The following is a 12609-nucleotide window of genomic DNA, read 5'->3' as shown; positions in this document are numbered from 1 at the left end:
GGGATTGGGCCAGCCCCGCCTGCGACCGACAGGCAGGTAATCGCGTCGCGCCCGTCAGCCTTTTTCGTGGAAATAGTCGTAGATCGTCTCGGCCAGCGTGTCCGAGATTCCGTCTACCGCCTTGAGGTCGGCCAGGTCCGCGCGGGCCACGGCCTTGGCGCTGCCAAAATGAGTCAGCAGCGCGCGCTTGCGGGTCGCCCCCACGCCGGGCACATCGTCGAGCGGCGTCGCCCCGACGGCCTTGGCCCGCTTGGCGCGGTGTGTGCCGATGGCAAAGCGGTGCGCTTCGTCCCGCAGACGTTGCACGAAATAGAGCACCGGGTCATTGCGCTTCAACGCAAAGGGCCGCTGGCCCGGGCGGTGAAATTCCTCTTTACCCGCATCGCGGTCGATCCCCTTGGCGACACCGATAAAGGGCACGTCATCCACCCCCAGATCGGCCATGATCTCGGCCACGGCACTGACCTGCCCGGCGCCACCGTCGATCAGCAGCAGGTCGGGCCACGCATCGGTTTCGCGGTCGGGGTCTTCCTTCAGCAGGCGTTTGAAGCGGCGGTTCAACACCTCTTTCATCATCCCGAAATCGTCGCCCGGCGTCAGGCTCTCATCTTTGATGTTGAACTTGCGATACTGGCTTTTCAGGAATCCTTCCCGTCCCGCCACGATCATGCCGCCCACGGCGTTGGTGCCCTGGATGTGAGAGTTGTCGTAAACCTCGATCCGTTCCGGCGGCGTCTCCAGTCCGAACGCCTCGGCCAGACCGTCCAGCAGGCGCGCTTGTGTCGCCGCCTCGCTCATCTTGCGGGCAAGGCTTTCGCGGGCGTTGCGTGCCGCGCCCGCGACCAGTTCGGCCTTTTCCCCGCGCAACGGCACCAGAAGCTCGACCTTGCGGCCCTTCTTGTCGCTCAGCGCCTGCGCCATCAGGTCGGGGTTCTCGATCGGGTGGGACAGCAGGATTTGCCGGGGCGGCTCCTTGGTGTCGTAGAACTGGCCCATGAACGCCTCCAGCACCTCGGGCTCTTCCGCCCCCGACCCGGTGCGGGGGTAGAAGTCGCGGTTGCCCCAGTTCTGGTTCGCGCGGATGAAGAAGACCTGCACGCAGGCTTGCCCGCCCTCCATGTGCAGCGCGATCACATCCGCCTCGGCCACGCCGCGCGGGTTGATGCCCTGACTGCCCTGCACCGTGGTCAGCGCGCGGATGCGGTCGCGCAGGGCCGCTGCACGCTCGAACTCCATCGCGTCGGACGCCGCCTGCATTTCCGCTGCAAGCGTTTCCTGTATGTCGGTGCTGCCGCCCGACAGGAACCGCTCGGCATCCTTCACCGATTGCGCATAGTCAGCCTCGGAAATCAGCCCGACGCAGGGCCCGGAACAGCGCTTGATCTGGTAAAGCAGGCAAGGACGCGTGCGGCTTTCGAAATTGGCGTCGGTGCAATTGCGCAGCAAAAACACCTTTTGCAACTGGTTCAGCGTCCGGTTCACCGCGTCGGCGCTGGCGAAGGGGCCATAATAGTGACCCTTCTCCTTGCGGGCACCGCGATGCTTCTTGATCTGCGGAAACGCATGTGACCGGCTGACGAGGATGTTGGGAAAGCTCTTGTCATCGCGCAGCAGCACGTTGTAGCGCGGCTTGAGCTGCTTGATCAGGTTCTGTTCCAAAAGCAGCGCTTCGGTTTCCGTGCGCGTGGTCAGGAACATCATCTCGGTCGTTTCGCGGATCATCCGCGCAATGCGCGCACTATGGCCCGTGGGCTTGGCGTAATTTGCCACCCGCCGCTTGAGATTGCGCGCCTTGCCGACATACAGCACCCGCGACTGTGCATCCAGCATCCGGTAGACACCCGGCGAGCTGTCCAGCAGGCGCAACTGGGACGCGATCAGCCTGTGGCCCGAAAGCGGCGTTTCAGAGGGGGACTCGGACATGATTCAGACGCTGGCTCGATTCCATTGTGGGCTGCAACGAGATGACAGGATGTTCAAGGAAAACCTTGTCCACGGTTTCTGTGGATAACCTTCTGGAAAAAACTTGGGGAACCCAGATTTTTCCTTGTTTTCTTGCAGGTTCCCCCATTTGATTAATTTTTAGGCATTTCTGTAAGTATCTGGTTTAGAACGGTTTTTTTCTTCACGCTGGTCAACAGAGCGTGGCAGACATGAAACTGTAACACGCCTGTTACCCTAACGTTACCAGTGGAAAACTGTTTGTCGAAGGCAGATTAGCCACTCGAAAAGCGCTATTCCACACCTAGGATATCGGGGGTCTGCCATGCCAGATGCTGGCCCCCATCGACACAGATCAACTGCCCTGTCACACCGCGCGCGCGCAGGAAATAGAGCAGTGCTTCGCAGATGCCATCGGGGTCAGAGCCACGTTGCAGGATCGTCGCCTTGCGTTGCCGGGTGAAATGATCGGGGCTCTGGCGTTCGCCTTGCAGGGTCGGCCCCGGCCCGATGGCGTTGACGCGCACATGCGGCGCCAGCGCCTGCGCCGCCGTCCGGGTAAAGGCCCACAGGCCCATTTTGGCGATTGTGTAACTCATGAAATCCGGGGTCAGCTTGTTGACCCGCTGATCCACCATGTTGATGACCAGCCCCCGCGCCTGCGGCTCGCCGTTTTCATCGGGGGTGGCGGCTGGCATCTGCGCGGCCAAAGCTTGCGTCAGCGCCACGGGCGCGCGCAGGTTCGACTCGATATGCCTGTCCCAACTGGTGCGGGTCATACTGTCGATAGTGTCATATTCAAAGATCGAGGCGTTGTTGATCAGCACGGTCACCGGCTGGCCAAGGGCCTCGGTCGCTCGGGGGATCAGGGATTGGGTGGCCGCCTCGTCCAGCAGGTCGGCCTGCAAGGTTACGGCGCGGCGTCCCATGGCGCGGATGTCGTCGGCCGTCGCCTCGGCCGCGTCGGCGGACCCGGCATAGTGGATCGCCACATCATGCCCCTCGCCCGCCAGGGCCAGGGCCATCGCCCGCCCAAGACGCTTTGCGCCGCCTGTCACCAGTGCCGTCATGCTCGCTTGCCCTCCGATCAGCTCAGAACTTGAACCACATAAAGGACATAGAGCGCGATAAAGGCCAGCCCAACGATGCGCCCGAAAACCCATCGAAAATAGACGAAGGGAATCAGCAAAAGAGAACAGGCCAGCATGATCCACAGATCGAAGGTCAGGAATTCCGGATCGACCGGGATCGGCCCAATCAGCGAGGCCACCCCGATGATCCCCAGAAGGTTGAAGATGTTGGACCCGACCACGTTGCCAAGCGCCACAGCGCCGTGGCGGCGTAGTGCGGCCATCACCGTCGTGGCCAGTTCTGGCAGAGACGTGCCAACCGCCACCAGGGTCAGGCCGATCGCGGTTTCGCTGACCCCGTAGGCGCGGGCGATCACGACCGAGCTTTCGACCAGCAGGTCGGCGCCAAGCGGCAGCCCGATCAGGCCGAGGACCAGAAAGACGATGATCTGCCACCACGGCATCGAGGGATCGGCCCCCTCGACCTCGTCGGGATCGTCCGCGATGTCATTGACGGTGTCCCGGCGATGACATCGGGCGGCCCAAGCGCTTTCGCCCAGCATCAGGGCCAGCCCGGTCAGCAGGATCAGCCCGTGCCACCAGCGGAATGGCCCCATGAACGCCAGCGCAACAAACAGCAGGCTCGCCCCGATCATGATCAGGAAATTGCGGCGGCTGTCGACATCGCGCGTGTCCAGCCCCGAAAGCACCGCCGGAATACCCAGAACCATCAGGATATTGGCGGTGTTCGACCCCACCACGTTGCCCAATGCCAGCCCCGGCACCCCATCCGAAATGGCACTGACCGAGATCAGCAACTCGGGCGCCGAGGTGCCGAACGCAACGATGGTCAGGCTGACGATCAGCGCGGGAATCCCCAACCGCAGGCTGAGATTGACTGCGCCACGCACCAGCGTGTCCCCGGCCAACAGCAGGATCACAAGGCCCAGCCCCGCGAGCAGAAAGTCGTCGATCAGCACCTAGCGGCTCCTTTTGGTGCAAGTCGGGCAGTTGTCCCCGGTCACGCTGATATGCCCGCATTTGGGGCAGGTCCGGGGCTTGGGCAAGCTGCCGGATGAGCGGCCGCGCAGGTTACGGGGTTTGCGGCGGGCCGCGCCACCGGGCCAGCGGAGCCGTCCGAACATGGCCATGACCGCCATGCCGATCAGGAAAAAGGTGACGATCTTGACGATCATGTCAAAGCCCCATCCGCGCCCAAAGCGCCCGGTCCTCGATCTGGCCGATGGTTTCGGCCACGACGCTGGCCCCGAGCCGCTGGAACAGCCCGCGCTTGGGGCCGTAGACGGCAAAGCGGGTCTTGTCGCCGAAGTGCTCTTTCATCTTGGGCACCAGGTGGCCGATGCCATCGGCCAACCCGACCTCCACCGCCTTGCGGCCCACCCAGAACTCGCCGGTGAACAAGTCGTCATTCTCGGCCAGACGCGACCCACGGCGGGTTTTGACATGGTCGATGAAGCTTTGGTGCACCTGTTCCTGAATCGCGGTCAGCCGGGCCACGTCCTCGGCGCGTTCGGGCCGGAACGGGTCCAGCATCGACTTGTCCTTGCCAGAGGTATGCACCCGCCGCTCGATCCCGTGCCGCGCGATCAGGTCGTGCAGGCCGAAGCCCGCCGAAATCACCCCGATGGACCCGGCGATCGAGGTCTGGTCGAGCCAGATCTGGTCCGCCGCGCAGGCCAGCCAATAGCCGCCCGAGGCCGCCACATCCTCGACAAAGGCGTGCACCGGAACCTGTTTCTCGTCGGCCAGCCGCCGGATGCGCGCCGCGATGAGCGACGATTGCGCAGGCGAGCCGCCCGGCGAGTTGATCAGCAAGGCCACCGCCTTGGGTTTGCCCCGGCGAAAAGCCTTCTCGATCAACGGGGCCACCGCCTGATCGTTGAGCAGCCCGGCGCGCGCGCCGGAGGCAATCGGCCCGCTCAGCCGGATAACGGCAACCAGCGGATCGGATTTCAGGAAAGGAATGAAGCGCTTCATGGAAGCCCATGTAGACATGCCCCTCCCGCGCGGCAAGGGACCGGACCGAGGAAACACGCCCCTGTGTCCGGCTGGCCGCAAAGGGCGCAACACCGCGTGTCCGGAACGGGGATGGGGGGCGCGCCGTCATGGTTTTGCCCAAAACGCGGCTTATCCGGCGGGCAGCCTGCCGCCCCCGGATAAGCCGTATCATGATCCTGCCTGCCTCCCTGTTTGCCCTGTCCCTTATTGGCACCCTCGCCTCTGCCCTGATCCCCGGCCAATCCGATTGGCTGCTGCTGGCCACCCCCTGCGCCATCGCCAGCCTGATCCTTGTACTGCGGGCATGGCGGCCCAAACCACGATCCGGTCCGGACTGGGTCATTGTTGACGGGTCCAATGTCATGCATTGGCACGAGGGGCGCCCAGACCTGCGCCCGGTGCGCGACGTAATCCGCGCCCTGACCGAGGCAGGCCTGACTCCGGGTCTCGTTTTTGACGCCAATGCGGGCTACAAGCTGGAGGGCCGCTACCTGCATGACGGCCCGCTCAGCCGTCGGCTCAAACTCCCAAGGGACAGGGTCATGGTCGTCCCCAAGAACGCCCCGGCCGACCCAATGATCCTGACCGCTGCCCGCGACTTCGGCGCGCGTGTCGTGACCCGCGATCTCTTCCGCGACTGGACCGAGGACTTCCCCGAGATCCGCCAACCCGGCTTCCTGATCAAGGGACGGTACGAGGGCGACCGCCTGACCCTCGATCTGCCGCACTGCCCCCGCCCCCTTCTACTCCGGGGTTTGGGGCTGGCCCCAAGCGGGTCGGCGAGGCCCCCTTCAGGGGGCTGAGGCGACCCGCCCCCGGATCGACGCCAAAGGCGGCGACACCGGATCGGGATCAGCGCTGTTGCAACAGGTCGCTCAGGCTCTGGTCCGGCAGCCGCCCGGTCAGCATGGCGTCGTAGATGCGCATGCTTTCCGTGACCCGCATCACGTAGTTCCGGGTTTCGCGGAAGGGGATGCTCTCGATCCAGTCCACCACGTCCACCTCGCTGTCGCGCGGGTCGCCGAACAGCTCCATCCAGCGCTCGGCCCGGCTGGGGCCCGCGTTATAGGCCACGGCGATCAGCACCGGGTTGGGGCCGAATTCTTCGATCAGGAAATCGAGATAGCCCGCGCCGAGCGTCGCGTTGAAGGCCGGGTCGTCGCGCAGGCGGGATTCGCTGAAGGACACGCCCACGCGGCTGGCCATCTCCCGGCCGGTACGGGGCATGACCTGCATCAGCCCGACCGCGCCCGCGTGGCTGATCACCGTTGGGTCGAACTCGGATTCCCGCCGCGCGATGGAATGCACCAACCGGTCCGAGACCGGCAGATCGAACTCCAGCAGGTCCGGCACCACAGGGTAGTAGGCGCGCATGATCTCGTTGCCATCCTGCGCGGTGCGCTTGGCGATCATCAGGGCGATGTGATGTTCGTTCAGCTCCAGTGCCATGTCGGCCAGTTGCCCGGCCTCGGTCCGCGACAAGCTCTCTGTCAGGTGGGTCCAGAACCGTTCGGCCAGCGGGATATTTCCCGCCTCCAGCAGCAGCCCCGCCGCGTGAAAAACCGAAGAATTCACGAAATCCGCCTGCCGCCAGTCGCCGAACGCTTCCTGTCCCAGAAAGGCGGGGTCGGTCGGCAGGCCACCGCGTTCCGCCGCCAGCTGGCCGTAAAAACTGGATTGGTAGCGCGCCCCCAATGCGTAGGCTTCGGCCGCCGCCTCGCTGTTGCCCTGCGCCTCGTAGGCACGGCCCAGCCAATAGCCCGCGCGACCCATCGAGATGGGCGACTCCACGGCCCGCTGGAAGCGCAGGAAATGCGACACCGCCAGATCGGCATCGCCCATCCGCAGCGCGGTATACCCCGCGATCCATTCCAGATCGGAGAAATCGACATAGTCCTCATCCGGGTCGACGAAGTGATTGGCCGCCAAGGAATAGGCCAGCTCGAACTGCCCGTCCCGCATGAACTGCCGCGCCAGAATGCGGCGTTGGTTGGCCCATTCCGCCGGACGGCCAAGCGCCTCTGCCGAGGTGGAGGTCTCGCGAATCAGGCTGACGGCGCTGTCGGTCAGTCCTTCGCGCAGGCGCCAGACGAAGCGGTCGTAGTTGAGCCCGCCAGTGTCACGCAGGTCGGCGGGCACGGCGGCCACGGCATCGTCCACGCCCGGACGCCGGTCGCGCAGACGCAGGCGGGCCTCGGCCAGACGCTGCCAGCCATCGCTGACCAGCGGATACATCCGCTCGGCCTGATCTTCCGCGCCCTGCCACAACAGGTGATCGAGCCGCGCCTCGTGATAGCGGCGCAGGGTCAGCGGCCAGTCGATCATGAACTGGTCATGCTCGTCCCGGCTGAGCGACATGGTGGTCCACGCCCGGATCGCCTCGGCCATCGCGTCATCGCGTCGATCCACCGCCCAGAAGGCCGCCGCCAGACGCAGTGACCCCCAGCCGGTGCGCGGCGATTGTCCTTGGAAATAAGCGATGACGCTGGCGGGCGAGGCCGTTTCCGGGATGTTCTGCTCGCCCATCTGGATAAGATAGGGCAGCCCCGGCCAATCGCCGTTGCGGGCCAGAAAAGCGGTATAGTCCTGCATCTCTCCGTAGCCCTGCCGCAGACGTATCCATTCCACGACATCGGCGGCCACCGGGTCGGTAATGGCGGCCTCTGCCTCGGATGCAGCCTCGTAGTCGCGTCCACCAAGCGCCTCTATCGCCGTTGCAAGGGCCTCGGGCGTGGCCGAGACAGGGCCAGAGGACAGCCCGAGGAAAAGACAAAAAAGAATCCGTCGCATCGTGTCACCTGCTTAAATCATGCCAAGAGGATAGGGCCTCGGCCCTTGCTTGCAACTGTGGAACTTGGCAATAGGCGGTCGGCAGCCAAGTTGCCGCGATCAACCGCCGACCCCGGCGATCTACGACAAGAAAGGAAGCGTGTGATGTTCAAAGGCTCGATGCCCGCATTGGTCACGCCGTTCAAGGACGGCGCTGTGGATTTCGACACGCTCAAGAAACTTGTCGATTGGCAGATCGCCGAAGGCTCGAACGGGTTGGTGCCGGTCGGGACCACGGGCGAAAGCCCGACACTGACGCATGAAGAGCATGAACAGGTGGTCGAGGCGGTGGTGCAGGCCGCTGCGGGACGGGTGCCGGTTATGGCCGGGGCCGGGTCCAACAACACGATTGAGGCGGTCCGCTTCGTGCAGCACGCCAAGGATGTTGGCGCCGATGCGGCACTGGTTGTCACGCCCTACTACAACAAGCCCACGCAACGCGGCCTGATCGCGCATTACAGCGCATTGAATGCCATTGGATTGCCGATCTACATCTATAATATCCCGCCGCGCTCGGTCATCGACATGACCCCGGAAACCATGGGGCACCTGGCGAAGCTGCCCCATATCGTCGGGGTCAAGGACGCCACCGCCGACATGGCGCGGGTCAGCAAGCAACGGCGCACCTGCGGCCCGGATTTCATTCAGCTTTCGGCAGAGGATGCCAGCGCGCTCGGCTTCAACGCCCATGGTGGCGTCGGCTGTATCAGCGTAACCGCCAATGTCGCGCCGCGTCTGTGTGCCGAATTTCAGGCCGCGATGGCGGCGGGCGACTGGCCGAAGGCGTTGGAGTATCAGGACCGGCTGATGCCGCTGCACGAGGCGATCTTCATGGAACCGGGGTTGTGTGGCGTCAAATTCGCCATGTCGGTTCTGGGCCTGTGTTCGGACGAGGTGCGCCTGCCGCTGGTTCCGGTCGAAGATGCGACCCGGGCCGCGATCAAGGCCGCCATGCAACATGCGGGGCTGATCGACTGAGATGACCGTGATCCGCGACGGTGAGGTGACGCTGCCCTTCGACCCCGCCGACCGGGCCGAGGCCGGGGTCACCTTCATCGGGCGTATCCGCAGCCCGTGGGCCAAGGGCGACAGCCCTCGCAACTTGCGCCAAGCCCGCGAGAGCGGCAAGGCGGCGCGGATCGAACTGGACCTGGCCTATATTCCGGCGCTTGAAGGGCTGGACCCCGGACGACAGGTGATCCTGCTCTATTGGATGGACAAAAGCCCCCGCACGCTGGCGGTGCAGCGCCCCCGCCACAGCACCGGTCCGCGCGGCACGTTTTCGCTGCGCTCGCCTGCGCGGCCCAACCCGATTGCGCTGTCGGTCGTGCGGCTGACCAGTATCGACCGGGATACCGGCGTTGTGGGGATCGACGCCATCGACTGCTACGATGGGACGCCGCTTTTGGACATAAAGCCGTGGATGCCGTCGATTGATGTGCCTCCGGGCTGGCAACCAGACGCCTGACCGCCTATATCCGCCCCCCATGGCAAAGAAACCCGTCACAGACCCCAACTACAAGGTAATCGCCGAAAACCGGCGGGCCCGCTACGATTACGCCATCGAGGATGACCTCGAATGCGGGATCGTTCTGCACGGGTCCGAGGTGAAGTCGCTGCGCCAAGGCGGCTCGAACATCGCCGAAAGTTATGCCGCCGTGGACGAGGGTGAACTGTGGCTGGTCAACAGCTACATCGCCCCCTATGCGCAAGCCAAGACGTGGGGTCACGAGGAACGCCGCCGCCGCAAGCTGCTGGTCAGCAAGAAAGAGATGTCGCGGCTGTGGAACGCCACGCAGCGGCAGGGCATGACGCTGGTTCCACTGGTCATGTATTTCAATCATCGCGGGATGGTGAAACTCAAGATCGGCATCGCCAAGGGTAAGAAAAACCAGGACAAACGCGCCACCGAGGCCAAGCGCGACTGGCAGCGCCAGAAGGCCCGCCTTCTGCGCGACCGGGGGTAACACCCGGCAAAGCTTGCAAGCCGGGAACGGGCAAAGTAGGGATTTCCCCTGAAAACTTCGCCTATACGGAGCTTGCCGATGTCCGCCGACGACCCCAAGACGCTCGTATCCACGCAATGGCTGGCCGACCACCTGAAAGACCCCGACCTGCGGGTGATCGACGCCTCGTGGTATCTGCCGGACATGAACCGTGATCCGAAGGCCGAATATGACGCCGCCCACATTCCCGGTGCGCGGTTCTTCGACATCGACGACATCAGCGACACGCTGAGCGATCTGCCCCACATGGCCCCCTCGCCCGAGAAATTCATGAGCCGCCTGCGCGCCATGGGGATCGGCGACGGGCATCAGGTGGTCGTCTATGACGGCAACGGCATCTTTTCTGCGGCGCGGGTCTGGTGGCTGTTCCGGCTGATGGGCAAGACTGACATCGCGGTACTGGATGGCGGCTTCGGCAAATGGCAGGCCGAGGGGCGCGAGATCGAAGATATGCCGCCGATCCTGCGCGACCGCCACATGACGGCGAGCCGGCAGGCGCATCTGGTCAAGGACGTGACGCAGGTCGCCGCGGCGGCGAAACTTGGCGATTGGCAGATCGTGGATGCCCGCGGCGCCGCACGCTTTCGGGGAGACGAGCCGGAACCGCGCGAAGGGCTGCGCGCAGGCCGTATTCCCGGCTCGAAAAACGTACATTACGCAACCCTTCTGAACGAGGACGGCACGATGAAGCGCGGTGACGCCCTGAAGGCTGCCTTTACGCAGGCGGGCGTCGATCTGGACAAGCGGATCATCACCACCTGCGGCTCCGGCGTGACGGCGGCGATCCTGTCGCTTGGGCTGGAGATGCTGGGCCACCGCGATTGGGCGCTCTATGACGGCTCTTGGGCGGAATGGGGCCAGTTCGAACAGCTCAAGGTCGAAACCGGATGAGCGTGATCCCCGCTGGCACCGAGATTCCCTTTACGATCACCTATCTGGAGATGACAGAGCAGCCCGAGGCCCCTGCCCCGGCCCTGCCCGAAGGCACGCGGCTGGAGCGCTGCGCCGCACCGCCGGTCTGGTTTTTCCTGTCGCTCTACGATGCCGTCGGGCAGATGTATGAATGGGTCGACAAGCACACCGAGGCCACCGAGGCCGTGCGCGCCTATATCCAAGACCCGGATGTGGCGCTGTTCGTGGCCTATCGCGATGGCTGGCCCAACGGGTTCTTTCAACTCGACTGGCGCACGCCGGGCACCTGCGAACTGGCCTATTTCGGGCTTGTGCCCGAGGCGATCGGCGGCGGGCTTGGCGGGCGCCTGCTGCGCACGGCCATTGCCACGGGATGGGCGCCTGACGGCGTGACCCGCATGACCGTCAACACCTGCACGCTGGACCACCCCCGCGCGCTGGACCTTTACAAACGGGTGGGATTTCGCCCCTATCGGACCGAGGATCATGCCCGCGTCCTGACCCGCGACCGGGACCCCTCGCAATTCCCCGCCTGAGGAGGACGGCCCTTGTTCGAAACCCTGACCCCGCCGCAGCCCGACAAGATCATCCAGCTGATGCAGATGTTCCGGGACGATCCGCGCAAGGACAAGGTCGATCTGGGCGTCGGCGTCTACAAGACGCCCGAAGGCAAGACCCCGGTGATGAAGGCGGTCAAGGCAGCGGAAGAGCTCGTCTGGAAGATGCAGGACAGCAAGGGGTATGTCGCGCTGGCAGGCGATGCGGGCTATCTGGCGGAGATGAAAACGCTGATTTTTGGCGATGCTGTGCCCCATGCGCGTCTGGCCGCCGCAGGCACCCCCGGCGGCACTGGCGCGGTGCGGCAAATCCTGGAAATGGTCAAAAGCCTGACGCCTGGCGCCACGGTCTGGATCAGCGCCCCGACCTGGCCCAATCATCCGGCGATTATCAGCTATCTGGACCTGCCCTTGCGGGAATACCGCTATTACGACGCCCAGACCGGCGGGCTGGACCGCGCCGGCATGATGGCGGATCTGGCGGACGTCCGGGCGGGGGATCTGATCCTCGTGCACGGTTGCTGCCACAACCCCACCGGCGTCGACCTGACGCTGGACGACTGGCGCGCACTTGGCGAGTTGTGTCTTGCGACCGGTGCGATCCCCTTTGTGGACATGGCCTATCTGGGCTTTGGCCACGGGATCGAAGAAGACGCGGCAGGCACGCGGCTGTTGGCGGGGATGGTGCCCGAGATGCTGCTGGCCGGGTCATGTTCCAAGAATTTCGGGCTCTACCGTGACCGGGTGGGGATTGCCATGGCGCTGTGCGGGGACGACGCCGCCGCGACGGCCACCGGCGGGATGCTGGCCTGGCTCAACCGCCAGAACTTTGCCTTCCCGCCCGATCACGGCGCGCGGGCGGTGCAGACGATCCTCGGCGATGCCGGGTTGACCGACCTGTGGCGCGCGGAACTGCGCGAGATGCGCGAGGGGATGCAGGCCAACCGCGAGGCGTTGGCGGCGGAATTGCAACGGATCACCGGATCGGACCGGTTCGCCTTTCTTGCCGCGCACAAGGGCATGTTCTCGCTACTTGGGGCCACCCCCGAACAGGTAGAGCGCCTGCGGGAAGACCATGGCATCTACCTTGTCTTTGACAGCCGCATGAACGTGGCCGGGTTAACGCCGGACACGATCCCCGTTGTGGCGAAGGCCGTGGCCGAGGTGATGGGCTGACGGCGCGGCGGGGCTTGCCAAGCCCCGTCTGCCTGGGGTAGAGCGCCCCGTCCCTGCCCACGCGGCAGGGCCAAGTCTCCGCTACCTTGTCAAAACGGA

At 64.7% G+C, this 12609-nt stretch carries 13 protein-coding genes; 7 read left to right on the top strand and 6 right to left on the bottom strand.

The window, feature by feature from the left end; translation table 11 throughout:
* Nucleotides 1-54: 54 nt before the first annotated feature.
* The 5 genes from uvrC to BKY27_RS07070 form a co-directional block, all read right to left on the bottom strand.
* Complete coding sequence (uvrC, locus tag BKY27_RS07090; RefSeq protein WP_071673762.1) at nucleotides 55-1923, bottom strand: excinuclease ABC subunit UvrC; 1869 nt, start codon at nucleotides 1921-1923, stop codon at nucleotides 55-57.
* A gap of 311 nt (nucleotides 1924-2234) precedes the next feature.
* On the bottom strand, nucleotides 2235-3011 hold the full coding sequence (locus BKY27_RS07085; RefSeq protein ID WP_071673761.1) for an SDR family oxidoreductase: 777 nt from the start codon (nucleotides 3009-3011) through the stop codon (nucleotides 2235-2237).
* Nucleotides 3012-3028: 17 nt separating this feature from the next.
* Nucleotides 3029-3988 carry a calcium/sodium antiporter gene (locus BKY27_RS07080; RefSeq protein WP_071673935.1) on the bottom strand — a complete coding sequence of 320 codons (960 nt, stop codon included), beginning with the start codon at nucleotides 3986-3988 and terminating at the stop codon, nucleotides 3029-3031.
* Between the two features lie 3 nt (nucleotides 3989-3991).
* Nucleotides 3992-4207: a hypothetical protein gene (locus BKY27_RS07075; protein WP_071673760.1), complete on the bottom strand. Its 216-nt coding sequence runs from the start codon at nucleotides 4205-4207 to the stop codon at nucleotides 3992-3994.
* 1 nt (nucleotide 4208) lies between these two features.
* Nucleotides 4209-5009 (bottom strand): S49 family peptidase, encoded by an 801-nt coding sequence (locus BKY27_RS07070; protein ID WP_071673759.1) that lies wholly within the window; start codon nucleotides 5007-5009, stop codon nucleotides 4209-4211.
* Nucleotides 5010-5200: 191 nt separating this feature from the next.
* Between BKY27_RS07070 and BKY27_RS07065 the strand changes: the two genes are divergently transcribed.
* Nucleotides 5201-5833 (top strand): NYN domain-containing protein, encoded by a 633-nt coding sequence (locus BKY27_RS07065; protein WP_071673758.1) that lies wholly within the window; start codon nucleotides 5201-5203, stop codon nucleotides 5831-5833.
* Nucleotides 5834-5882: 49 nt separating this feature from the next.
* Here the strand turns inward: BKY27_RS07065 and BKY27_RS07060 are convergent, their stop codons facing one another.
* The gene (locus BKY27_RS07060; protein WP_071673757.1) at nucleotides 5883-7820 is read right to left on the bottom strand and encodes a lytic transglycosylase domain-containing protein; all 1938 of its coding nucleotides are present in this window, start codon (nucleotides 7818-7820) and stop codon (nucleotides 5883-5885) included.
* Nucleotides 7821-7964: 144 nt separating this feature from the next.
* Here BKY27_RS07060 and dapA point away from each other — a divergent pair, with 144 nt between their 5' ends.
* The 6 genes from dapA to BKY27_RS07030 all read left to right on the top strand — a co-directional run bounded on the left by dapA (nucleotide 7965) and on the right by BKY27_RS07030 (nucleotide 12510).
* Nucleotides 7965-8837 (top strand): 4-hydroxy-tetrahydrodipicolinate synthase, encoded by an 873-nt coding sequence (dapA, locus tag BKY27_RS07055; protein WP_071673756.1) that lies wholly within the window; start codon nucleotides 7965-7967, stop codon nucleotides 8835-8837.
* Nucleotide 8838: 1 nt separating this feature from the next.
* On the top strand, nucleotides 8839-9327 hold the full coding sequence (locus tag BKY27_RS07050) for an SAM-dependent methyltransferase (RefSeq protein WP_071673755.1): 489 nt from the start codon (nucleotides 8839-8841) through the stop codon (nucleotides 9325-9327).
* A gap of 19 nt (nucleotides 9328-9346) precedes the next feature.
* Nucleotides 9347-9826 carry an SsrA-binding protein SmpB gene (smpB, locus tag BKY27_RS07045; RefSeq protein WP_071673754.1) on the top strand — a complete coding sequence of 160 codons (480 nt, stop codon included), beginning with the start codon at nucleotides 9347-9349 and terminating at the stop codon, nucleotides 9824-9826.
* Between the two features lie 78 nt (nucleotides 9827-9904).
* A complete protein-coding gene (gene sseA, locus BKY27_RS07040; RefSeq protein ID WP_071673753.1) occupies nucleotides 9905-10756 on the top strand; it encodes a 3-mercaptopyruvate sulfurtransferase in 852 nt (283 codons plus the stop codon).
* On the top strand, nucleotides 10753-11313 hold the full coding sequence (locus BKY27_RS07035; RefSeq protein WP_071673752.1) for a GNAT family N-acetyltransferase: 561 nt from the start codon (nucleotides 10753-10755) through the stop codon (nucleotides 11311-11313). Before sseA ends, BKY27_RS07035 begins: the two co-directional genes overlap by 4 nt.
* Before the next feature lie 12 nt (nucleotides 11314-11325).
* Nucleotides 11326-12510, top strand: coding sequence for an amino acid aminotransferase (locus tag BKY27_RS07030; RefSeq protein WP_071673751.1), 1185 nt, complete (start codon nucleotides 11326-11328; stop codon nucleotides 12508-12510).
* Nucleotides 12511-12609: the final 99 nt, after the last annotated feature.

This window comes from Nioella nitratireducens, assembly GCF_001879715.1.
Classification (GTDB): domain Bacteria; phylum Pseudomonadota; class Alphaproteobacteria; order Rhodobacterales; family Rhodobacteraceae; genus Nioella; species Nioella nitratireducens.
The sequence above is the reverse complement of the archived record's forward strand: the minus strand, read 5'-3'. Positions and strand labels throughout refer to the sequence as shown.